21 protein-coding genes are annotated in these 24,402 nt (G+C 40.5%); 10 read left to right on the top strand and 11 right to left on the bottom strand.

Annotated features, from left to right (window positions below; translation table 11 throughout):
* Positions 1 to 2: 2 nt before the first annotated feature.
* From P8O16_RS08655 to P8O16_RS08620, 8 genes are all read left to right on the top strand, one after another.
* Positions 3 to 215, top strand: a complete 213-nt coding sequence (locus tag P8O16_RS08655) for a hypothetical protein (protein ID WP_300313380.1) — start codon at positions 3 to 5, stop codon at positions 213 to 215.
* Between the two features lie 75 nt (positions 216 to 290).
* The gene (locus P8O16_RS08650) at positions 291 to 446 is read left to right on the top strand and encodes a hypothetical protein (RefSeq protein ID WP_300313378.1); all 156 of its coding nucleotides are present in this window, start codon (positions 291 to 293) and stop codon (positions 444 to 446) included.
* A gap of 51 nt (positions 447 to 497) precedes the next feature.
* On the top strand, positions 498 to 1,232 hold the full coding sequence (locus tag P8O16_RS08645) for a hypothetical protein (protein WP_300313376.1): 735 nt from the start codon (positions 498 to 500) through the stop codon (positions 1,230 to 1,232).
* Between the two features lie 450 nt (positions 1,233 to 1,682).
* On the top strand, positions 1,683 to 1,865 hold the full coding sequence (locus P8O16_RS08640) for a hypothetical protein (RefSeq protein ID WP_300313373.1): 183 nt from the start codon (positions 1,683 to 1,685) through the stop codon (positions 1,863 to 1,865).
* A gap of 55 nt (positions 1,866 to 1,920) precedes the next feature.
* Positions 1,921 to 2,352, top strand: a complete 432-nt coding sequence (locus tag P8O16_RS08635) for a hypothetical protein (RefSeq protein ID WP_300313370.1) — start codon at positions 1,921 to 1,923, stop codon at positions 2,350 to 2,352.
* Between the two features lie 46 nt (positions 2,353 to 2,398).
* Entirely contained in the window at positions 2,399 to 3,256 is an 858-nt protein-coding gene (locus P8O16_RS08630) for a hypothetical protein (RefSeq protein WP_300313367.1), read from the top strand.
* Positions 3,257 to 3,620: 364 nt separating this feature from the next.
* Positions 3,621 to 3,797 (top strand): hypothetical protein, encoded by a 177-nt coding sequence (locus P8O16_RS08625; protein ID WP_300313365.1) that lies wholly within the window; start codon positions 3,621 to 3,623, stop codon positions 3,795 to 3,797.
* 10 nt (positions 3,798 to 3,807) lie between these two features.
* On the top strand, positions 3,808 to 4,554 hold the full coding sequence (locus P8O16_RS08620; RefSeq protein WP_300313363.1) for a hypothetical protein: 747 nt from the start codon (positions 3,808 to 3,810) through the stop codon (positions 4,552 to 4,554).
* Positions 4,555 to 5,509: 955 nt separating this feature from the next.
* Here the strand turns inward: P8O16_RS08620 and P8O16_RS08615 are convergent.
* From P8O16_RS08615 to P8O16_RS08585, 7 genes are all read right to left on the bottom strand, one after another.
* Positions 5,510 to 7,762: a DPP IV N-terminal domain-containing protein gene (locus P8O16_RS08615; RefSeq protein WP_300313361.1), complete on the bottom strand. Its 2,253-nt coding sequence runs from the start codon at positions 7,760 to 7,762 to the stop codon at positions 5,510 to 5,512.
* A gap of 149 nt (positions 7,763 to 7,911) precedes the next feature.
* On the bottom strand, positions 7,912 to 10,092 hold the full coding sequence (locus tag P8O16_RS08610; protein ID WP_300313358.1) for a DUF5916 domain-containing protein: 2,181 nt from the start codon (positions 10,090 to 10,092) through the stop codon (positions 7,912 to 7,914).
* 199 nt (positions 10,093 to 10,291) lie between these two features.
* Positions 10,292 to 12,697 carry an outer membrane beta-barrel family protein gene (locus P8O16_RS08605; RefSeq protein WP_300313355.1) on the bottom strand — a complete coding sequence of 802 codons (2,406 nt, stop codon included), beginning with the start codon at positions 12,695 to 12,697 and terminating at the stop codon, positions 10,292 to 10,294.
* A gap of 180 nt (positions 12,698 to 12,877) precedes the next feature.
* On the bottom strand, positions 12,878 to 13,537 hold the full coding sequence (locus P8O16_RS08600; protein ID WP_300313351.1) for a hypothetical protein: 660 nt from the start codon (positions 13,535 to 13,537) through the stop codon (positions 12,878 to 12,880).
* A gap of 14 nt (positions 13,538 to 13,551) precedes the next feature.
* Entirely contained in the window at positions 13,552 to 14,316 is a 765-nt protein-coding gene (locus tag P8O16_RS08595) for a hypothetical protein (protein ID WP_300313349.1), read from the bottom strand.
* Between the two features lie 66 nt (positions 14,317 to 14,382).
* Positions 14,383 to 16,533, bottom strand: a complete 2,151-nt coding sequence (locus P8O16_RS08590; protein ID WP_300313346.1) for a cation:proton antiporter — start codon at positions 16,531 to 16,533, stop codon at positions 14,383 to 14,385.
* A 12-nt stretch (positions 16,534 to 16,545) separates the two neighbouring features.
* Entirely contained in the window at positions 16,546 to 17,505 is a 960-nt protein-coding gene (locus tag P8O16_RS08585) for a calcium/sodium antiporter (RefSeq protein WP_300313343.1), read from the bottom strand.
* A gap of 161 nt (positions 17,506 to 17,666) precedes the next feature.
* On the opposite strand from P8O16_RS08585, the gene P8O16_RS08580 reads away from it, so the two are divergent.
* Positions 17,667 to 18,248, top strand: a complete 582-nt coding sequence (locus tag P8O16_RS08580) for a DsrE family protein (RefSeq protein WP_300313340.1) — start codon at positions 17,667 to 17,669, stop codon at positions 18,246 to 18,248.
* 81 nt (positions 18,249 to 18,329) lie between these two features.
* Here P8O16_RS08580 and P8O16_RS08575 read toward each other — a convergent pair whose 3' ends face one another.
* The 3 genes from P8O16_RS08575 to P8O16_RS08565 form a co-directional block, all read right to left on the bottom strand.
* Positions 18,330 to 19,112, bottom strand: coding sequence for a TspO/MBR family protein (locus P8O16_RS08575; RefSeq protein WP_300313337.1), 783 nt, complete (start codon positions 19,110 to 19,112; stop codon positions 18,330 to 18,332).
* A 205-nt stretch (positions 19,113 to 19,317) separates the two neighbouring features.
* Positions 19,318 to 22,242: a prolyl oligopeptidase family serine peptidase gene (locus P8O16_RS08570; RefSeq protein ID WP_300313334.1), complete on the bottom strand. Its 2,925-nt coding sequence runs from the start codon at positions 22,240 to 22,242 to the stop codon at positions 19,318 to 19,320.
* 224 nt (positions 22,243 to 22,466) lie between these two features.
* The gene (locus tag P8O16_RS08565) at positions 22,467 to 22,937 is read right to left on the bottom strand and encodes a hypothetical protein (RefSeq protein WP_300313331.1); all 471 of its coding nucleotides are present in this window, start codon (positions 22,935 to 22,937) and stop codon (positions 22,467 to 22,469) included.
* 73 nt (positions 22,938 to 23,010) lie between these two features.
* On the opposite strand from P8O16_RS08565, the gene P8O16_RS08560 reads away from it, so the two are divergent.
* A complete protein-coding gene (locus P8O16_RS08560; protein ID WP_300313328.1) occupies positions 23,011 to 23,346 on the top strand; it encodes a hypothetical protein in 336 nt (111 codons plus the stop codon).
* 809 nt (positions 23,347 to 24,155) lie between these two features.
* On the opposite strand, the gene P8O16_RS08555 is transcribed toward P8O16_RS08560, so the two are convergent.
* The coding region (locus P8O16_RS08555) for a hypothetical protein (protein WP_300313325.1) at positions 24,156 to 24,402 on the bottom strand (247 nt) is incomplete at its 5' end.

The following is a 24,402-nucleotide window of genomic DNA, read 5'->3' as shown; positions in this document are numbered from 1 at the left end:
CCATGTCAGGACTAAAATACTACGAGCGTACCAAGCTTCTGATTGAGTTGATCGAAAAGGAGAAAACGGGGAGTCCAAAGGATTTGGCCAACAAGCTTGGTCTCAAAGAACGAATGATCTACAACCTTTTGGAGGAATTGAGTTTGACTATAGGAAAAGGGTTATACTACTGCAAAGAAAAAAGATCTTACATTTTTCAGAAAAAAGCTGATTGACTGCAAGGAAATTGCAGTGACCTATATTTAGCTTAGGGTATTCTTAATCAAATAACCAATTTAAACGACTGAATTATGAAGGAATTAACTATTGAAAGGTTGGAAGGAACCTCAGGAGGATGTAGCATGGAAGAAATGTTGTTTTATGCATTCCAGTCAAATTATTATGCAAGTATCGGTAATTATGACTTGTCAATTTTCTACGGTGCGCGTTTAATGGGTTGTATTTAATTTTATTGCAGCAATTGTATGATTTTCGATTGCTGCTATTTTTTTATTAATATGAAATATATTTTGAGTTTGCTTCTTTTTCTAATTTGTATAAACCTTTTTTCTCAAGAAATAGAGGGTAAATACTTCGGGACTTTCCTAGATCCAGATAATATTGTTTCTATTGAACTAATAAATGGTCGTTACACTGCAACGATTATTACTTCTTCAAATACAAGTTTTGTGTTGGATTGTGAACAGGTAGGAGAGGCACTTCTATTTAATATGGTGTTAAATGATGATTCGGAATTAGAGGTTAAAGCAATTCTGAAGAATAAGGATCTTGAATTAAGTTTCTTGCTCGAAGGAAGAAATTACACTACTTTATTAAATCGAATTGGTATTCAAACCATTCCGGAAATTAATAAGGACGAAAAAGAAAAACCTTTCTTAGATCCAAAAATTATCGGCAAGTGGATTATTCTGGGTTCCTATTTCCCCTCAGGAGAAATTGCGGATCCTACGTCTTTCAAAAAAAATTACTACAAGGTTTTTACCAAAGATGGAAGAGTTATAATTGACTCTAGGATGTTTAGAGATGCTTTAGCTAAGGATGGTTTGCCTTCTACATTTTCTTATTCTGATATTCCTGACTTCAATTGGCGTGTGATGGCTGATAACATCTTGGTCACTTCATCGCCTGGCTTAAGCTCATATGAGGAGCAATATTCCTTCCAGGGAGATTCCCTGATTTTGACCACTGATAGAGGGATTAAGAAATATTACATCAGGGATAAGAAAGACTAAAACAAATTTTGATTTACTATTACCATCAAACTCAGAGGTTATAAATCCTAAATCGAAGAGTCTATAGGTTTAACATCACTATACTATTCTAATTGTAAACTCTATGATTAAGTTTCAGTATTTCTGCCTATTACTTTCGATACTTGAACAGCGCAAACAGCTGATTTAAAACTAAATTACTACGAGCCCACCAAACTTCTGATCGGGCTTATCGAGAACGAAAAGACCGGAAGTCCAAAGGATTTGGCCAACAAGCTTGGTCTCAAAGAACGAATGATCTACAACCTTTTGGAGGAATTGAGTTTGACTATGGGAAAAGGCTTATACTACTGTAAAGAAAAAAGATCTTATATTTTTCAGAAAAAAGCTGATTGACTGCAAGGAAATTGCAGTGACCTGTATTTAGCTTAGGATATTCTTAAACAATTAGCCAATTTAAACAACTGAATTATGAGAGAATTATCGATTGAAAAAATGGAGATGGTGAGTGGGGGATGTTCCTTCACGGAGATGGCATTTTATGCTACTGCCCAATTGTATCATATAGGTCAATTGGACTCTTCTAGTGATTATTTTCCATATCACGTAGCTGGAGTAGGCTTCTATACTGCAAGACTCTTTGCATGTATGTGATTTTTGGCGGTCATATTATATTTGACCGCCTTTTGGTAAATAAAAAAGAAACTAAATGAAAGATAAAATTACTTTTCTCGTACTCATTTTATCAATTTTTCTTTCTTTAAATAATAATTGCTTTCCTCAGAAAAAAGAATTGGATTTAAGAATTGTTGGGAAATGGGAGCTACTCTTTTCTAAAGATCTAGAAGGAAAAGTGGTTAAAAATGAATTTTCAGGGAAAGGATATGTAGAGACCTTTACAAAAAGTGGGCAATTCATGATTGATCCCAATTATTTGAAGGATGATATGAAGCGCAATGGTATAAATGAACCCTTAGATTATGCATCAATACCCTCCTTTTTTTGGCAGACTATAGATGTTGGTATTATAGAAATTTCTTCTGGCCAGGGGAATCAACAAGTCCGATATGGTTTTTCTGGTGACACACTTGTACTTGGTTATCCGAATGGAAATACTAAGTATTTGCTAAAACGAAAATGAGGATAAGGTTTTAGGAAATCAATTTTACCTACTATGCCATTTACCAATGATTACAACCTATACAAAATTATTTTTACTTTTCTGTTTGTTATCTGCCAGTATCTCTCTTCAAGCGCAAACTAATCAAAATTCCCCTTCCTATTTCCCGGGAACATATTCGCAACAACCTATTATCACTTTTAAGGAAGGCTTTTTGAATCAAACAACCTATTACTTGGATGGAGAAAAATCGAGTGCGAAGGAAGTGGGGGATTTACTGAACTCGATCGAAAATGAGGATTTTGAATTTTTAGGCTATCAGCGGAAAAAAGGCTGGGGCACGGCAATCAATCTTACTGGATTGGCGGTAAACCTAGGCTCAATCGCCTATCTCATTACCAATGAAATCACACCAGCCACGATTCGTCCTTGGTTTTTAGTTACTTTAGGTGGCGGAGTTTTGCTGGTAACAGGCGACCAAATAGTTCAAAATGCCCAGAAGAAGATCCCTCGATCCTTTGATGACTTTAATGCCTATCACTATTCAGGCGGCATCAATTCCTATCTAAGGATGGATGTGAAAGATGGGTTTTTGGCTCCCAAAATCGACATCTATGAAGGTCCTATGCTGCTTCAAAAGGATCAAGTTTTATCGCGCTTGCAAGCAAATGAGCAAGCCTATCAATTATATGAGCAAGTCCTGAAAAGGCAAAAAGTAAGTACAGTGACCCATATCGCAAATGCTGCACTCGGAATCGGCGTGATCTTCGCTGCCATTGGTTATGAACAACAATCTTCCAGTCAGAATGACTTGCTGATCCCAATGAGTTTGACTGGTATTGGACTGGGTATTTTTTCAAAAAATTACGATAGAAAAACCAGAAACTTGACCAGAAAGGTATTGCAGGGATATAATTACCGATGATCTTTCTTCAAGGCACTAATTCCCACTAAGCGAAGATTGCATCTACGCTTTTTTATTTTAGGAACACTGGGTTGTAGAGTAAGGACTAAAATACTACGAGCGCACCAAACTTCTGATCGGGCTTATCGAGAACGAAAAGACAGGAAGTCCAAAGGATTTGGCCAAGAAGCTCGGTCTTAAAGACCGAATGGTTTATAATCTTTTAGATGACCTGAGATTGAGCGTGGAGAAAGGTATTTGCTACTGCAAAGAAAAAAGATCTTATATTTTTTCAGAAAAAACCGACTGACTGCAAGGAAATTGCAGTGACCTGTATTTAGCTTAGGTTATTCTTAAATAAATAACCACTTTAAACAACAAAATTATGAAAGAGTTAAGTATTGAAAAAATGGAAATGGTGAGTGGAGGTTGCGGTATTGACGATCTCCTCATACTAAGTACTGTGTTTTTTAGTGGACTAGGCATTTGGATGAGTGGTCGGGATGCTGCTGGATTGGTAGTATCTGGTGCAGCGACTTTAGCGATGTTTGCCTGTATGTAAATTTTACACTATGAAGATTCTGCTGATAATTTTCGGACTAGGGATATTATTTATCACCAATTCGTATTCTCAAAGTATATATGGGGTTTATCATGGGAGTTTAGTCACCGATAAAAACCTAATGTATATAGAGGAGAATGGTGGTAATACTTTTATAAAGATATTTTTTTCCGAAAAAGAATCTATTCAAGTTTCTGGGAAAGTTTCAAATGAAAAATTAACATTTCCTCTCCCTCTTTTTGAGGGAGAGGATCTTACTGTTTGTGCAGAATTAAGTGAAGATTCATCGCGCCTGAATATTGAGTTTGAAGTTGATGGAAAAAGTTACAGTACTACATTCGAAAGAATTGAGTCTCCCAAACGAAATTTAGTGATGACATGGTTTGATGATGATTCCAACAATCGTACTCTTGATCCAAGAGTTGTGGGCAAATGGGTTAATTACCTTACTACCGATAGTTTGGGCAATCCGATTGAAAGTGTGGCTGTGAAAAAACCTTATGTCACCTCATTTCTGGATAACGGGGTGTACTTGATTGATTTGCAATTGATCAGAGATGTATTTGAAGAAGCCGGGAATGCTGCTCTTTTTGACTATACAAAACTTCCAAAATCCAGTTGGTATACTTTGGAAAATAATAGGTTAGTTGTATCGGTGAACGGTACTGATGTTAAATATCAATATGAGGTTTCGGCTGATTCTCTGAAATTAGTTTCTACTGAAATCGGGTCTGTACTTTACCATGTAAGGAAATGATATGAGCCCGCTGTTCAGGCCCTCCCCCTACTAAGCGTAGATTGTATCTATGCTTTTTTATTTTTAGGAATTTTCGATTCCTAACTAGTCTTTCCCTCGAATGATTAGAAACTGTACGCTGGAATTAGCTTTCAAGATTATAAGTGATTGAATTAATGCTTATTGACGCTCATTCAACCTTTTTTTTGTAACAAAGTAAAGGCATTTATTCTATTTTTTTGTGACAAAGTAAGGGTAAATTATTAAAGAAATTGTAACAAAGTAAGGGCAATTTGGGATTAGCTTCTTTTTATCAGCCTTGCTTTGATGTTCAGGATTTGCAATCCTGAACCTTTATCGTGGGGTTTTTAATCCTATAGGATTCATTTTTAGCCTCCGTTTTTGAACAAAAAAATTTCAAATCTTAGGATAGCCTTTAGAGATTAATTCCGATTCATATCAATACTCGAAAAGCAGGGGCATTTGTATAATCTGAAGTTGTGATGGGAAATTGAGCCAATCCCCCTTGCCTCCTTTTCAAAAGGGGAATCTCACCAACTGATCTTCAAAAATCTTTTACTTCTTTAGGACTTTACTGATTACTAGATCGGTATTAGGTTGGTTAAACCTGATAGGTCTTCGCGACTTATCAGGTTTAACCAATATCTACTTTATCTAATAACTAGGTTTATGAATCCAGAACAGCCTTTCTACCTTATAAACCATCAATTCACCGGCGTATTCCGCATCAAATAATTCGTCATTAAAGTATACCAGCTGTTCAGGATTTACAATCCTGAACCTTTATCGTAGGATTTTTAATCCGATAAGATTAATCCTTAGCCTCCATTTTTGAACAGGAAGATTTCAATTTTTTGGCTCGAGTTTAGAAGAAATTAAATATATCGCAGAGATGTACAGTTGAAGGCCTTAACCTGACAAGTCTTCAGCCCCTGTCAGGTTTAGACAAAGATTATCAATTCACCGGCGTATTTCGCATCAAATAATTCGTCATCAGAGTATATAGGTGAAGACTTGTCCCTTCTCCTTCGTAAATGCCGTGGGATCGGTTGGGATAGGGCATCACCTGGAATTGCTTGTTGTGCTTGACCAGTTCATTGATCAGCAGCTCCGCACTTTGGTAGTGGACATTGTCATCCCCTGTGCCGTGGATTAATAATAGATTTCCTTCCAGGTTTTTAGCGTAAGTGATTGGGGAGCCATTCACAAAATCTTCCATATTCTCCTGTGGCAAGCCCATATATCGCTCCTGGTAGATGTTGTCATAGATGAGTTGGTTGGAAACGGAGGCTACGGAGATTCCCGTTTGATAGATTTCAGGGAATTTGAAAAGTAGATTTAAGGTCATGGAACCTCCGCCACTCCAGCCCCAGACTGCCACTCGCTTTTCGTCCAAGTAGGGAAGTTTCAGGATTTCTTTAGCCGCAAGTCCTTGATCTTGCGCATTGATCCCTCCAATATTTCGGTAGATACTTTTTCTCCAAGCACTTCCCTTCAAGGTTGGGGTTCCACGGTTATCCATGTCGATAATTACATAGCCTTTTTGCGCCAGCATCAGATTGAACAGGCCCACTTGTGTGTCGGTAGCCACTGTGCTCCAAGGCTCTCCATAGACGTGGAAAAGTACAGGATATTTTTTGCTTTCGTCGAATCCAACCGGGTAGATGATTCTAGCATCCAGCGTAACACCTTCAGGTGTAGTCACGGTGGTGAAATTGATTTCAGGTTGTGCCAAAGTGGCTAATTTGGTTTTATAGGCTGAGTTTTCAACCAAAGTTTTTAGGGTTTTATGATTAGCTACCTCTATCAGTCGCACGGTTAAGGGTTCATCGACCGACTGATGGGAATGAATGGCGAATCGGCCATTTGGAGAAACATCGTAGGTATTTACTCCCTCAAAATTGGTAGGCGTGAGTCGCTGCGTTTTGCCTTTTCCAGTGAGCGGGCTTTCGTACAGATAGCGTTGGGTGGGATTGGTAGGAGAGGCGATGTAGTAAACCTGATTAGCTGATAATCCTGCAAAAGAGGCTACATCATAGGTGTCTGAAGTGACGGGTTCAATTTTTCCAGATTCCAAATTCACCTTGATGATGTGTCGCCAGTCTCCATTTTCGGTCATTCGGAGAAAGGCTTTTCCACCGTCCACGATCTTCAAATCATTATTTCCCCAACCGTTGGCCGAGATATCCGGATAGCCCAGATCCACCCAGGTTTTTTCAGTTTCGGTATAGACTTTTTTCAAGTTTGCTGTGGACGGTTGATAAGTCCATACCACCAGTTGATTTTGCTTTCGATTCATCTGCTGGATCAGCAAGAGATCCGAATTGATCCACTGCATTCCAGGGAGGTAGTTCTCAGTTTCTGATCCGGGAATAGGAATCCAAAGTTGCTGCTGCGTTTCCGGATTGATCAGTCCGATTTTGGCTCCTGCTGGTGTCTGCCCAACTTTCGGATACTGAAGTGGGATAGGTTTGGAATACACCGAATCAGTGTTGTTGATCATGTAAAAAGTGCCAATCTCCGAAGCATCGATCTGCCAGTAGGAAATCCATTCGCCCGAAGGGCTCCAGGCAAATCCATCCCGCTTTCCAAATTCTTCTTCATAGGCCCAATCGAAGGTCCCATTGATGATTTTTCCGGTGCCATCTGAAGTGAGTTGATCAATTTTTCCGGTAGAAAAATTCTCCCGATACAAATTAAAATCCTGAACATAAGCCACGAATTGATTGTCCGGGTCAAACTTGGCGAAGAGTAGGGAGGAGGGTTCAAATTGCTTTCCAACTTGGCTTAGCTTTTTTGTGGTCAGGTCATACACCCAAAAATCACCTTTGGTATTCGATCGCCAAACTCGACTGGAATTGGTGAAAATTAGTACTTTGCTGCCATCCTCGCTCAGGGAGAAAGATTCGATTTCGATGATTTTTCCATTTGCCTGAAGCGCGGCTTTGGGCACAAAAACAGACTTAGCCTGTGTCGCACTTTCCCATCGGATCAGTTCATTTCCATCTGCCAAATAGTCGACGGTGACATAAGCATTGCCTTTTTCAATCCATTGGATCGGGTTGAGTCGCTCTTGTCGAAATTCATTGGAGGCATAAATGCGCTCTAAAGTCAGTAAGCTTTGATCATTGTTTTGCTGCGCAAAAGCGATAGGATTGAAAAAAAGACAGAGAATTAGGGCAGTAAAAAAGAGTTTTTTCAGGAACATGGATTGCAAGTTTTTTAACCATTCTCAAAATACAGCAATCCATCGAGCTTTCGAAATATTCTTGCTCAGCCATACAAATCTCCTAATCACTAATCTCCCAATCACTAATCTCTTAATCTCTAATCTCCTAATCCCTTTTAATCTTAGCATTAAACATTCCACCAATACGTAAATTTCAATACCAGCGAGCGGTTCTTTACATTAAATGGCTCAGGCAAATAGTTGTCCGTGTAGACTAAAAATAGATCTGATGCTGGAGCGAATCGCCACTGGAATCGGGTATTCAAGTTGATGTTTTTGATCTGCTCGTTGTACTGGATAAAAGTGGTCAGGAAGAGTGTATTCGTCATCGTTACATCGATTCTCGGTCCAACCAGCCAAAATCGTGTCGTTCCCCAAGGTTCTCGGAGCTCGATTTGGTTGTAGTTCGCCGCCATTGCAATGGCCACGTAAGGCTGAAAGCGATAGCCCAAATCTGCAGTGACATTATATCGCTTGCCATCTTCATAATAGCCACCCATCCGGGTGCTGAATGCGTAGGTTAATACACTTTGAGGTTTAGATGTGTACTCAGAGCCCCAAGCAAACCACTCATGCTCTGAACCTGTGGGAAGCTGTTCTCCGCCCAAATTGGTGGGGTCAAAGGGGCGCTGCAATTTCACAAAGTCATATGCTGTCCAAAGCATCAACTTGCTTTGACTTCTCCATCGGATATTGTAAGCTAAAAAAGTGGCATTATCGGTCTTCACGCCATCTTTGTTCCAAAAGAAAGTACTTCCAATTTCAGGGCCATGACTTAGGATTTTCTGACTTTTCGGGAAAAAGAGATAACCCCCGCTTGGGTTGATTTTGTAATAGCCCCTTCTAGGCACATAGCCGACTTCTGCTGTATAGCTCTCCGAGACATATTCATGCTGCCAGTTCCAAGTCAGATTGCCACTCGCATATTTCAGATTGGCTGCATGGACAAATCCATTGCCCGAATTATCTGGCGCAAAACTTTGAAGAACCATCGCCTTTCCTGTCCAGAGATTATTGCTGGAAGCAAGATTGTATTCCAATCCAGCATTCCGGTTGAATTCAGTATAAACAGGCTTGCCTTCTTCTGTTGCATCTGGATTATATCTGAGTGATTGCTTGTTGACAAAGATGGCCCCGATATTGGATCGTGCGCCCACCTGCCGCTGTAATGACATGACGGTAAAGTTTTGAGATGGCAAAGCATCTTTTTCTACTTCCGCAGTTTGCATGGTCATGGCCCCGACTCGCCAATCCTTATTGATTCTCCCACTCACTCGAGCGCCATATTGAATAGGGACGTTTAAGCCTATTCTTCTAGAGAAAAATGGTCTGATTGTGGAATAGCCGAAATTTGCAAATAGGTCTCCATTTTCAAGGAAAAACTGTCTTCGCTCCGGAAAGAACAATTCGAAGCGATCTAGGTTGGTGACCTGTCTGTCCACTTCAACTTGGGAAAAATCTGGATTTACAGTCAAATCTAAACTTAGAGAAGAAGTCAAGCCGATTTTTGCGTCCATTCCTATTTCTCGCCGATAGACATTTTCTCCATCATTTTCAAAATCTTTGGCGACACCTCCCAAAACGTAGGGAATGACTGAGACATTGGCGCCGGCAGGTGGAGGTGGATTATCCCAAGCTAGAATTCCTGTATAAGCCAAAGATGCAGAAGGGAATTGACGGGGAACCGGCGCCCAACCTGATTTTTCGGTTGTCTTTAGGTCGAGTCGGGAGAAGTTGATTCCCCATTCAGAAATCCCCTTTTTATAACGGATTGATTTGAAAGGAATCGAAGCTTCAAAGATCCATTTGTCATCGTAATTGGTGACTTTGGAAGTCCATTTATTGTCCCAACTCAAGTCTACACTTCCTCCATTTGACATGATGCCATCCCATTGGGCACCGGCTGCATTTGCTCCGAAAGAAAAACCATTCGTCTGATCATCGAATGGATCCATGAAGAGCAGGAAGTTGTCATTTTTCCCAAATGAAAAATCACGACGAAGTGATTCTACCATATATGGACCCGGCAAGGCATGGTAATTAACCACTATCAGATAGAGGTGCTCTTGATCGTAGCTCATTCGGACATCAGTTCTGACCTGAGCAAAACTGGTATCCATCGGGGTGATCATAAAAAAGTCCGTAGCTACATCGGCATCTTCCCAAGCTTTCTCATCCAAAACACCATCTATAATTATGGCTGAACTCGCTTTTTTAATATTCAGCCGATAGTCTGCGTTGATTTTTTGGGCAAAAGTCCCAGAAATTAGAAATAATAAAAGGAAGGTGGTAAGGGTAATTTTGGGCATTTGTTATTCGTTTTTTTTCACTGCCAAGGACACAGTAGATCTTCAGAGCTCCGCAAAGGAAATGTAATATTTATTTTTTTCGATCCTGTTTTTTCCGAATCAGCATTCAATTTTATTAAATCCCGCTAAACCCCTTGATAAGGGGGCGTTTGATTAGTTTTAAAACAGACTTCCAACTTCCATGCTTCCAACCTTTTTCCTATTGCCTTAATCGATAGCTCATTGTCAGATTAATCTGCCGGCGAATATATTGAGAGTCCCCTTCTGTAAAGAAGTTTTCACCTTCGATAATGTAGCGATTTCTACGGGAATTGAAGATGTCATTGGCGGTTAGAATCAGATTTCCACGTTCACTTAAGATTTGCTTGGAAGCGGAAAGGTCCATAAAGAAAATCCCTTTCCGTACGCCTTGTGCAGTTTTTTGACGCGCGTCATAATTTGCCCGGACTTGGATATCCATGCCATTCCCAAGGGTGAATCGGGATGTTTGTCTTAAAAGCCAACTGTAGGTTTTTGCTTGGAAATTCGATTCAATATTACTTCCGTCAATATTCGCATGAAAGAAATTCAAGTTCAAATCCAGCTTCCACCAGTCATTCACTTTGTAATCCGAGCTGAATTCTACTCCAAATGATTTTTCACCGGTCAAATTGTAAGGCGCAGTCACTGAGAATCCATCGTCATTGACAGTTCGGATTCGCTCGATTTTGTCGGTGGTATTTCTAAAGTAAACCGTGGAGAAGAGCGTCCCTTTTTCAAAGTACTTGATATGTCCCAGTTCGAAAGCATCTGTAAACTCAGGGTTTAGGTCTGGGTTTCCGCTGAAGAAATTTCGCTGATCGGAGAAGGTTACATATGGACTTAAATCGTTGTACACCGGTCTCCTCACTCTTCGGCTATAGCTGAGTTGAAAGGCATTCTCCGTTGAAATATTGTAAGTCAAGTGCGCACTTGGGAAAAGGTTGGTATACTTCCGGGGATTACGTTCATTAGTCTCAACCAAGATCGTCTCCACATCGGTATGCTCGGCCCGTAATCCCGCCTGATAGCTCCAATTGCCAGTTTTGTTTCCCCAGATCCCGTAAGCGGCAAGGATATTTTCATTGTAGAGAAATATATTATCCAAGCCAGGTAACGGAATTAATTCTCCGGATTCATTTTCTTCGGAGACCAGAAAGTCATTTTCCATCTCCCGGAAACTGGTCCGTAGTCCTGTTTCAAATTTACCTTCCTTTGAAAAAGGCTTTACATAGTCTAACTGAAGCAAATATTGATTTTCGTACTCGTCGTTAAGGGATGTTTGAAGTAAATCTGAATTCGGGATCAATTGGCCGGTTGGAGTGTAAGCTGATTCAGTAAATTTCTGATCCGATCGCTCCCAATAATTCAGATAGGTGAACGCGGTGGTGAGTTCATGACCTTTCTGCTCAAAGCTTTTTTTGTAACTCACAATTATCTCCGAATTGGGCTCTGCTTCAGTTTCGTCTTGCTGTCGTAGGGAATAGCCTAGGTAGTTATCGAAGTTGTTCAGGTAATCTTCATATCGGATATCCGTAATTCGTCTGGCATCACTTCTTCGCCAGAGGTAGGAGGCTGTGAGGATGCTTTTCTCATTGAAATAATAATCCAATCCACCACGGATATTATTGTTGAAGCTTTTGACCAGTCCGGAATTATTTTGACTTAAAATGGAAGTGCTGCCATCCTCATTGTACACCTCTTGATACAATTCACCGACGTTAGGTTGATGTCTCCGAGCCAGGCTGTAGTTGATGAACCAGTTGATGCGATTCTTGCGATAATTGAGGTTAGTAGAGAAACCCAGATTGAGTGGAGTCCCGGCAATTACTTCGAATGAACCGTTGAATCCTTGATTATTGTCTTTTTTCAGAATAATGTTGATCACACCAGCCATGCCTTCAGCTTCGTAGCGCGCGGAGGGATTAGTGATGACTTCTACCCGCTCGACCATATTGGCTTGTAGCTGTCGAAGGCCTGCTCCCCCTTTAAAGCTCACCAATCCAGATGGCTTGCCATCGATCAGAATTCGTACATTGGAAGAGCCCCGAAGTCTTACATTTCCTTCCGGATCCACTGATACCGAGGGCAAGTTCATCAAGATGTCGGAAGCGGTTCCCCCCGCATTCGCCAGATCTTTTCCGACATTGAAAATCCGCTTGTCCAGCGAAAGCTCCATGAGCGTTTTTTCGCCTTGAACCACTACTTCATCCAAATCTGAGGCACTGGCTTCGATTAAAATCTCTCCTAGATTTTGTGTTGGTTGCTGTGAGGAAAGCGTAAACTGATTCGTTTTCAAAGACTCAAATCCCATAAACTCGATCAGTCCATAATAGGTGCCAAAAGGAAGTCTGAGGTCAAATTCTCCTTTTTCTCCGGATATGGCTCCGCCAATCAATGAATCCTGCAAGTTGAATATGGCAATACTTCCAAAGGAAATAGGTTCTTTGCTGATCTTATCCAGCAGTTTCCCATTAACTTTCCCGGGGGCTTGATTTTGTTGGGAAAAGCCCAAAATACAGAAGCTTAGGAAGAATCCTGAGAAGAGCAGAATTCTCAGAAATGCTGATTTGGCAAATTTTTTCATGCCTTAGGAAATAGGTTTAATTAGGCCAATTAAGCTGAATTACAATCAGATAATTTGTTTAAAGCTAATAGAAGCAAAATAATTAACTGTCCTGAAAGTGATTAGCGGTGAAGGAAGAGGATGGCTTTTTTTAAAAGCATTATAAAGGATAAAAAAGATGCTCATGAGAACAGATCAAAATTATCTTTTTCCGGTCAAGATTCCGATTTTAAATCCGATAGTCAAATTAGGACTAAAACTCCATCCCTCATATCGATACTGATCTGTCAATATGGGAGATGGCCCATCGGCTCCGGTAGTGATTCCTTCTAAAGGAGTGACTTGGTTGTGGTTGACACGGAATCCTAATCCAATGTATTTGTCGAATAAAGTTCGCTTACTGATGAATCTTTGAGTTCCAATTTTGGCCATCGCGCCTGTTGAAAAAAAGTTAATATTCCCGAGTGTGTAGCCGATACTTTCTTCGCCATTAAAGAAAAAATCATTTTGGCGATCAAAATCTTTGGTTAAAAAGAAAGCCTCTGCGGCTACATAGCTTTTGGGTAAATACCATTTCACCTCTGTTCGGAACCGGATAAATGAAAAATCCTGATTTTGATCCCTTCCTGCATCTGCTCCGAAAACCCCTGAATTAAGTCCGATTTCACCTTGCCAACTCAAACTGTCATTGAAGAAATATTCTGCACCAGCTTGGAAAACTACCGTTTCCAATTCTACCAAAGCTAATGGACTGACCTTGATTAGAACATGCTTGGCAAGATCCTGATTCTTTTGGCCAAATGCCGAGCCCATAATAAGCGATAAAAGGAAAAGGAGTACGAGCTGTTTTTTTATTTTCATATCCCAGTTTTTACCTAGTTTCTATTACCTGTCAAAATCCCGACCTTGATCCCCAAAGAGAACTGCGGTACCGAATCCCAGCCCTCAAACCGGTATCGATCACCTGTAAATCTGATTTCTCCAAAATCCGAACCTTGATTTTCGGCAAGCTCAGCTACCTCGATTTCGCGATAACGTGAACGGATTCCAATACCTACAAAGGAGTCTACAAGTATATTGTCTGATACCCAATCCTGCCGACCAAACTTCAAGCCTGTTCCAAATACCTGAAAATTAATCCGGGCTTTATCAAACCATATTTCTTGCTTGAAAGGGGTGTAGGAGTCATCTGTCCGGACAAAATCTTTGTCCACATAAAAAAATTCGAATCCCCAATAAAATCTTTTCTGGTGAAATTTGATTTCGCTCTTGCTCCGCCAAAGTGAAAAATCCTCATTTTTCCCTCTTCCTGCGGGGATTCCAATTATCCCTCCATTGATTCCAAGTTCGGTTTGAATGCTGATTTTTGGATTGAAAAAGTATTCCAAACCTCCTTGGATGACGATGGTCTCAGGCTCCATAAATGATAAAGGGGAAATCTTGACAAGCAGCGTTTTGTCCAAATCGAGCACTTGCTGGCCAAAGGTTTTGCTTTGCCATGTGGCAACCAAAAATATAACCAGCAAGAGTTGAGGCTTCAATTTCATATGATTATAATTTCTTCTTAATGGCCATCCCGATAGCCATCGGGAGGAATCGCGCATCTTTATAGCCATGCGAATGGGTGACTCTTTAGTCATGCTCGATTTCAGAGTTCAAGATAACTATAAAGATCTTTGGTTTCCCATCCTGATGTTAATTTGCGGTTATTTTTTCTTGAAAAGACTGCTGATCATTCTTCCGATAAAATCCAGTCTTTCAATTGGGCCAATCAGGGAACCATGAATCATCTCTAGTCCGTTCATGCCACCTGCCTTTGGTTGGTTGGGATAGACTAAAATAAAGCTATGGTTCTTCAAAAATGTATTGATCAAATCCGGCACCCGCTCCATGTTTGGATGATAAGATTCCTCGCCTTTGCGGCTGAGGACCATGATCAAATTGTCGTCTGGCTTTAAGATGATATTCAGATTCCCGAGTTTCCCCCAATCCGGAAATTCCCTAAATTCAAGCCTGATCGGATGATTTTTATGAATTTCTTGGATATATATCCTTGTACTTTCTGAAAGGTAAAAGATCATTCTAGCGCCGGTATTTCGGGCGATGTTCCAGATTTTTACCAACCAAAATGGGAATCCCAATTCATGCTCTGCTCCAGGAGGAATAAAAACTAAATGACGTCGATGCGTCTCAAATGGCTGGTTTGGTTTGTAGATATAAGTAGTGGTATTACTTCTACTAAGGAGATTTTCAGTTAAGTTGCCCAAAAACGTATCGCTCATCCCTTGCTTTTCGTGTAGTCCTAGAACCAAATCTGTGATCTTATTTTCGCGGATCACACTCGAAATCCCTTTTTCGATGCTAGTATCATAGCGAAGTAATTCGTAAAGAAAATGATCAGTCGCGGCAGCAGTTTCGGATGCCTTATTCAGAGTTTTTTGAGCTTTCATCTCAGCCCCCGAATCTTGAAGCTCTGGATTGATGATGCTCAGTGCATACATGCTTGCTTTCTTTTTTGGGGATTGGAGCAGAATGCTGAGATTGATCAATTCGTCTGATGTTTCTTGATTCCGAACTGGGATAAGGATTCGCTCGGGGATTTCAGAGTCGTTGCTTTGGTCAAGAGAAGACTCAGCTAAGACGATATTTTTCGCACCTCTCTGAGCCTCCAAAGATGCAATGGTACAAGTCACCAAAATCATAACGATTGTTCCATTTAGGATGGTTTCTGAAAGTAGGCGAATTGGCTCGCCAAATTCATCCGTTCCTATAATGGTATTGTAGCCAATCAATACCGCTGCAAGAGTGGCAGCAGCTTGGGCATTACTCAATCCAAAAATAATTCGCCGCTCATCAATCGAGAATTTGAAAGTTTGTTGGGTGAAATAGGCAGCGAGCCACTTTGCAGAAATGGCTATGGTAGTCATCACAAATGCCACCCAGATTGTCTCCCAGCTTTCAAAGAAAACCCTAAAATCCACCAGCATACCTACGCCGATTAGAAAGAAAGGGATAAAGATCGTATTGCCAACAAACTCCACTCGATTCATCAATGGAGAGGTGTGCGGGATCAAGGAATTGATAGCCAAGCCTACCAAGAATGCACCAATTATAGCTTCCACTCCTGCAAGCTCCGCCATAGCGGCTCCCGAAAAAACTAAGACTAGGACGAAAATGAATTGGGAGGAATTGTCGGTGTATTTCTTGAAAAACCAACGGCCAATTCTGGGGAAAATAAATACAATCACCGTGGTAAATACTACCAGAGATAAGATCAACTTGAGCCAAAAAACCGAGTTTACTTCACCTTTGGTAGATCCAATTATGATGGCCAATACTAACAGCGCAAGCGTGTCGGTGATCAAAGTTCCTCCAACCGTGATGTTTACTGCTCGATTTTTAGCGATACCCAATTTAGAAATCAACGGATAGGCAATCAATGTATGAGATGCAAACATACTCGCTAGCAGAATGGAAGAGAGCAATGTCATTTCTAACAAATACAAACCAGCTAGAATTCCCAGAAACATCGGGATCAAAAAAGTAAACATTCCAAAAACCAGACTCTTTTTGCTGTTCTTTTTAAAGTCTTGCAAATCGATTTCCAGTCCGGCCAAAAACATGATATAGAGTAATCCGGCTGTTCCGGAAAGGATGATTCCACTATCTCGCTCGATGAGGCCTAGGCCTTTTGGGCCAACGATCGTTCCAGCGATAATCAAGCCCAGAAGCGGAGGGATTTTTAACCGATTAAGAAGTATGGGGGCGAGGAGGATGATTACTAGAATCAACAAGAATTTGATTACCGGATTAGAAATTGGTAATTCAAAACTTGCCAATTCTAAAAGTAGGTTCATCAGCGTTTCAGATTAAGAAATTTCCACACTTACTAGATAGCCGGTATAAGCTAAATAAACACATAAGAGAAGCAGCGACTGCCATCGATCAAGACGATGTTTTTTCCCGATAAACATGGCAAGGAAAAGAAAAATCGTACCACCCAGTAGCATGTAAATATCAGTATTAAATGCTGGGTTGTAGTTTAGTGGGCGAATCAAGCCACTGATTCCAATGATCAAAAGGATATTGAAAAGATTGGAGCCTACAATATTCCCTATGGCTATATCTGCATTTTTTCGCATTGCGGCGACTACTGAGGTAGCCAATTCTGGTAAGGAAGTTCCGGCTGCCACGATCGTGAGACCGATAATTTTTTCACTAACACCTAATGACTGAGCCATAGCGACCGCATTATCGACTACTAATTTGCCGCCACCGACTAAACCTGCTAAACCAAGAATGATAAGAACCCAGATCTTCAAGTTTGAGTAATCCTTATTTTCTACGATTTCTACAGTTGGATCTGCTTTTAACTGAGTGGCTACATAGTAGAGAAATCCACCAAAAAAGGCGAGAAGAATCACAGCATCTATGCGAGAGATTTCACTGGTTTCAGAAGTGAAATAATTATTGGCTAGGAAAAATAACCCAACTGCTGCTAAAAGTGAAAAAGGGATTTCTTTCCAAACTGTGCTGGATTGAACTGCCAATGGGGTGATAATTCCTGCTATCCCCAAGATGATGAAGAGGTTGAAATTGTTTGAGCCAATAATATTTCCATAGACGATATCCGGGAAATCACCTTGGGCTGCGACAGCATTTACAACTAACTCCGGAGCAGAGGTGCCAAATGCAACAATGGTCAACCCAATCGCTAAATCAGAAACATTATATTTCTTGGCAAGAACAGAAGCGCCATCTACCAGCCAGTCGGCACCTTTAACTAACAAAACCAAACCAATTAGTAATAAGATGATTTGAAGAGCCATAGCCAGTTGAATTATAGGTCAAAAGTAGATTGAAAAAAACGTTGATTTTTTAGTGCCTGAATAATTATTTTACAGAAAAAGATTTGCTTCTGAAAAAAAAGGAAAAGCCAATAAGTTTTTGAAAACTGCTATCTTTCCGATCCAACACTTACATGGTTTTTATGAAAAAGCACTTAACTCTAATTCTTTTGCTAGTCCTTGCATTTCAGGTTAATTCATTTGCACAAATGACTATGCCTGACCATATCAAAGATAAAATGACTTACCCAGTTCTTGACTTTGCACCATGGGTAGGAGTGATACCGATAGAGAATCCAGCCATGCCTTATGACCCGGCGATTACTTATAAAATCGCTATTGATATCTACGGTACTTTCAAGGACTCTACAAAGATTTATGAGCCATTTACGGAAATCGCTCGAACTTATAATCTCCACATTGCCAATGGAGTTCCTGCTGAAAAGATCAAAATTGCGGCAATAATTCATGGGGGATTATCAAGAGCTGTACTCAGCAATGAAGCCTACAAAGAAAAGTACGGAATAGATAATCCGAATATTCTTGCACTTCAGGAATTGAAAAAAGTGGGAGTGGAATTTTACCTCTGTGGGCAAAGTATGTCCTTCCTTAAAATCCCTCAAGAAGATATCACTCCGGAAGTGAAGGTTGCAATCTCTGCCAAAACCACTTTTGCAGCACTGGATCAAATGGGCTATACCTATATGGATGTCAGTGGGAATTAAAAAACATTACAGTTTTATGATAGCTGATTAAGGTTGTTTTTAGGTTTTAAGACTAACCCAACTTTGATCAGCTATTCTTTTTTAAACCCTGCTGCTTTTTAGTCGAATACGAATCAAATTACCTCCCAAGGCCAGTAAAATCAGAGCTGCTGCAATTAGTGCGGCTCCTTGGAGTAAATTCACTGTGCCTGCATGGCGAACCGAAATGGCAACTAAGGCCCAAACTCCGACTAAGGGAAAGACAATTAGGTTTCTCGAAAAGACGATGAATATGTTTACCAAAGCTGCAATCGCAATCATCACAATGGTCCAGGTGATTTCGGAAATCCCCCAGCCAGACCATCCGATTTTCGCCAGATAGGCCGAAATATTAGCTACCGTAGCCACTGTAATCCAACCTGCATAAATGCTAATCGGAACTCGTACGAGCCAATTTCCTGACTTGTGTTGGGAAGGGAGATTCATTCGGAGATTTAGGATCAAAATCACCAAAGCGAAAAGCATGGCAAGCATGACCACGACACTGAGTCCTGTGTTTTCGGTCAGCCAAAACCAGAGCCAAGCAGCATTCAGGCAGTTGGTCATAATCAAATAGGGTCCCATCTGCGAGATGAAATCGCTATCCTTTTCCTTGCTGAAGGCTGCCCAGACCAGGTAAATAGCCTGCGCTACCAGCGCCAAATAGATGATTCCCCAAATGGCAAAAGCATATCCCGCAGGAGTGAAATAATTATCCAACACCGCACTCAGCTCACCTACGGTTTTTCCACCGATATTTCCGGTGTTGGTGTAGTAGTTCCACCAGATTACAACCATCAGGACTAGGAGGTTGAGAAGGGCGTAGATTTTATGGGAGACTTTCATGTGTTTATAATTTTTCTATTTGGCCACATGGAATCTCGCATAGGTTACAATCATCCCAGTGTGTGTCGATTCCGACATGCTCGATTTCATATTTCTAAAGCTAAAAAAACTTGAGGAAGCAGGTCTCATCTCAACCAAAAAAAATCCCGCGATTTCACTGCGGGATTTTCCATTTTTAGCTTTCTGATTTCAGCTTTCTGATTTTTTAAAAAGCCGTTTTCTCCAAATGTTCTTCCAAGTCCAGCTTGTTGACTCCTTTGCTTAGCCAGTCAGGGGCAGCTTCGCCTTTGAGGTGATGGTTGAAAAATTCCATCATTCGAACGCTGTAGTCCTTTCGGTTTTCAAGTTTGCTGAGGCCGTGATTCTCGCCTTTGTACTGCATGAGTACTACTGGCTTTTTCAATCTCCGTAAAGCTGAATAGTACTCTATTCCTTGGGTAAAGTCCACTGCGCCGTCCTTATCATTATGCAGCATAAGAAGTGGAGTGGTTACATTTTTCACATGGTAAACTGGGCTATTTCGCTCGTAAGCATCCCAGTTTTCCCATGGTGCACCACGGAATCTGCCTTGTGAAGCTTCGAAAATCGCCATATTTCCTCCTCCGGAATTCCAGTAGATCAAATCATACATGGAGATCATATTGGTCAAAGGAGCGCCAGCAGCAGCTGCTTTGAACATGTCCGTCTGCGTGATCAAGAAGGAAGTCTGGTAGCCGCCCCAAGAGTGACCATGGATTCCGATATTATTTTCATCAATGACACCAGTTGCAATGGCAGCTTTTACCGCAGGAAGAACTGCCCAAACAGCTGACATTCCCGGATCATCTAACTTGTACACGATATCCGGAATAAAGACTGCAAATCCATTTGAGGTGTAGACATTTGGATTCCAACCTGTGCCGCTATAGCCCGGATTAGTCCAGTTGTGGCGCGTTTGCGAAAGCTTCTCGTAGTAATAAACTACGGTTGGGTATTTTTTACCTTCTAAATAACCTGCAGGAAGGAATAATGCACCTTGCAATGAATCGCCTTTATCGGTTATATAATTCACCAATCTTGTTCCTGCCGACCAAAGGTATTTATCTGCATCAGGAGCATTGGCTGTGATTTGTTTTGGTGCTGTGAGGCTAGCATCGGTCAGGTGCATTTGTGGAGGCGTATTGAAGGTCTCACTGCTGAAGAAATATATCGGAGCTTTTTCAGCCTTTTGCAATCCGCCGATATTTGCATCTTCCCAGACCAGTGATTTGACACCAGGTGCTAAACCGCCCTTTTTCGCAGGAGATAACAACGCTATTCCACTTTTCTTATCCCACTCGCCGTAGGTTCGGATATAAACTGGCTTGGTTAGATCGATTCCCTTTTCCTCAGGATCCAGATTGAATCGATACTGATAACGGATTTTGTCTGCTCTACCATTTTGAGTCAAGTTGATCGCTGCTGATTTGCCATCAACAGGCACTTGCCAGATATCCCAATCGTCTCGAAGCAAGACGTATTTGCTATCCGAGCTCCAGCCAAGCGCACCAACCATTGGTTTTTCAACGTTGTGATCATCTTCCACATCGACAAAAGTTACGGGGATTTTTTCCGTGATATTCATGGAGGATCCAGCGGCAATATCATATACATAAAAGTGTCCATCTTCTCCGTAGATCAATTTGGTCCCATCTGTGGATGGTCTTGGAATAGATGAATAATTTGGCAGGTAAAATTTGGTGAAAAGCGTCTTTCGATCCCCTGTTTTCAGGTCTACAATGTAGTAATCACTATAATCCTGACCGTCCAAGTTGATGTCCAGTTCATAGGCTTGATCATCCATTCCCATCGCAAAGCGCTGTTTTGGAAGAATACTCAATTCCTTCATCGTGCTGTCTTGCAGGGCGATATGTTTGCCAGCTGCTACATCATACATCGCCCAGAAGCTGTAGTTTTTATCCTGATTCTCCATCACTTGCTGACGTGACTGAAGTCGGCTGTCATTCCAGTGCCAGATGGTCATGTCGGGTTTGTCTGCCTCATTGTCTTTTTTGCCTTTTACTTTTCCGGAGTCCAATTTGCTGATTGCCTTTTGAAGATCTGCGATAGATTTTAAGGTGGTGTCGGCCATGATTTTTTTCATCGCATCAGCTTCTGCCATCTTCACCGAGTCCTTATCTACTTCTTTTTTGGCATCCTCTTTTTTAGCTAAAACCAAGGGATGAATCCCGTAGAAAAGCCGCGTCAAATCATCCGACCACATCGGGCGACGGTTGCCACTGATCGTGTAGGACTGATCAAATCCGGTGCTGTCTTTCAACGCATCATAGATCGTTACTTGAGGGTTGTTTAGGTTTTTTACTCCGATCACTTTTCCATGATCTTGCTTGTATTTTTTGTCTTCAACTAGTTTCAAAGCTGCAAAAGCATCGCCTTTTTCCGTCCAATTCAATGACTTGTATGCAGCTTTGTCTGTATCCAAGACTGAAGTACTGTTGTTACCTAAGCTCAATAAGTAAACTCCATTTCCTGATTTATTGGCAGCATCTACCGTGTAGGCGAGGTGAGAACCAGACTTGTTGAAGCTGAACTCAGCCACATTTCCCAGATTCTGGGTTTTCTTAGAGTTTAGATGATAGATTAAAAGATCAGATCCTTTCGCATCTCCATTTCCTTCTTTTGGAAGGTTGATGGCTAGATGGCTGGCGGCATCACCATTGAATGAAAAGCTACTGACATTTTCGAAGGTGACTTTGTCATCCTTGCCCAGTTCCATCAAAATTAGCTTGTCTCGAAGCGGCTTGCCTTTCGATTTTTCATTAGCTTTCTTCTCGCTGAATTTTGGATATTCTTTGAAAGCAATCCATTTGCTGTCATCACTGAATTCAATCGAAGGGAAATTCGTTGATCCAATAGGGAATGATTTTTTAGAATCAGGATCATTTACTTTTTGCAAAATGACTTCTCCGTCTGCCTCCAATGCTACAATTCCATAGGCTATCCACTGCCCATCAGGAGAGATTTCAAAACTGGATGATTGCATGTATTTCCATGTTGGAATATCCTTCCATGTGATCGGCTTTTTCTCTTGGGCTATCGCAAAGCTTGTGACAAGGCAAAGCATCCAAAGAGCTAATAAATGTTTACGCATAGTTTGGTCGTTTTTTAGAACGGGAAAATAGGGAAAAATCTCCATTTTGGAATAATGTCCAAGAAGTGTGTAGAGTGAAGTAGCAACTAGACTAGATAAATCAGAAGGGTCCAATTGCCCTACGCCATTGGTAAACAATCGTTCATGGAGGATGCACTGCTCAAAAAATTAGGAATGAACACCTTACCAGATTCCTTTGTGTTTTTTTAATCTTAAATTTTTTGTTAATAGCTGTCAGGCTTGATCAAAAGTAGATTTTCATGGTACTGGATTAATGTTGATTCAACCAATTTCAAGACTTCAGTATAACTGGATGTATTGAGGTCTAATGCTTTGATTCTTGGGTCTCGCTGCATTTTTAAATATCTCAACCCATTTGTCTCCAATTCTTTAATGGTTCTTTTAATTTGTTCACTTACTGTTTCTTCTACGAAATAGATCCTGAACTCATAATTTGGAGCAATATGATAGTGACCTTTTTCTTTTCCAAAACAATCAAACTTTAGAATTTCCTGCCCAAAGGCTTTTAGAATTACAGCTGGTCCAGTACCGACATGAAGAGACTTCCAATACACCTGAAAAATTAAGTTTTCTTGAATTTTAAAAATCACTTCATCCTCATGCGTTACTTGAGGTTGGGGTTTAGGTTTAATCCACCCGAGTTTACGCAAAATTTTATCAAGGGTCTTTTTCATTTCCGAATTAATTGGTCATTAGAAAGATATAAAAGTATTTTTGATCCTAAGGTAAGCTTTGTAATTTGGAGTCATGAGAAAGCTTCTTCTGATTTGTTTTTTTTCAGTTCAGTTAGCAGCCATCTTTTATGCACTAAGGAAGGATGAAAAATATTTTGCATGGGTGCCATTTGATCAGATCTCAACTTACCAAATCAATGTTAAGTTGGGGCTAAGACAACTTACTGAATCGGAAGTTTCCAGCCGTTATAAACTACCCAATCCAGGAAGAGAGAATAGGTCAATTTCTCATATTTTTTTTAGGATAACGAATTACGAACAAACCTATGGCAAGGAAGATTCTGCGAGTGTGGTAGTGACTTACCAAGTTAATGGCAAGGAAGAAGAAACATGGATTTTCAAAGACTAGGTTCTTTGCGGTTTGGCCAGCTTGAAAGAAATCTGCCCTTATTATTTGTAGCAAGAATGCTTGTCCTTTATTGGATTTGGCTATCGGGGCAAAAATACATTTTAGTGCCTTTTCTACCTTTTTGGCCCCCTTTAGATCATCTGAAAAGTATTTCAGAGTACTATATTATTTTTAATGCAGTTTATTGGATTGCGCTATTTTTCATCCTGATTGACTTTCATTATAAGAAATTCTCTATCGTGGTGAGCTTGTTGATTTTTTTTCAAATTGCCTCATCTGTTTCAGCTTACTCTACTAGTTTCCTTTTTTTGGGATGCTTATTTTTTTTGATTGGGATTTATAAACCTGGCTTAGAGTGGATATTTCGTGCCCAGATTGGGCTGTTATATCTAGGAGCAGGGCTAAACAAGTTGTTTGATTCAGACTGGCAGTCCGGCCAGTATTTTATCAATTTTATAGATCAGGTATATTCCAATTCACTCAACAGCTGGTTGGTTGATTTGGTGGGCTTGAAATTATTGGCAAATTTTCTCTCATACTTCACAATTCTTGTCGAGTTGGGATTGGCGGTTTGGACATTTTCAGGGAAAAAACCACTACAATTAGTTATTTGCATCCTGATTTTTCATTTTTCCTTTTTGGTATTTACTTTCGGTGAATTGTCGTTTGTGTACTTTTTTTTGATGGCTTCTGGCAGTTATTTGCTTTTGCCTTGGTCTAAAAAGGAAGAGTTTTTCAACCCTGTTACCAGAAATAACATCTTTTGGAAATCCCAAGAAAATATTGGTTTTGACAATTCTAATATTAATTTAGCCAGCAAAAGAAGTCAGATTGAGAAAGACAGGAAAGGCCTTAGAGGGAATTTTGGCTCCATTAGGTACTTTATTTTTTATAAAGTATTCTATTTTATGTTCGTGTTCAGTATCGTTTTTATAAGTAATATGTATATCCGCAATCTTGCCAGTATGATTAAATCGAAGCAATGATGAGTCTGTCAAAGAGTTTTTGACCGAAGTATCTTCTGTTGAGCTTGTAACAAAACTCGTCCAGGTAATT

The organism is Algoriphagus sp., from assembly GCF_029254265.1.
GTDB lineage: Bacteria > Bacteroidota > Bacteroidia > Cytophagales > Cyclobacteriaceae > Algoriphagus.
This window is presented reverse-complemented; position numbering and strand designations above follow the sequence as displayed.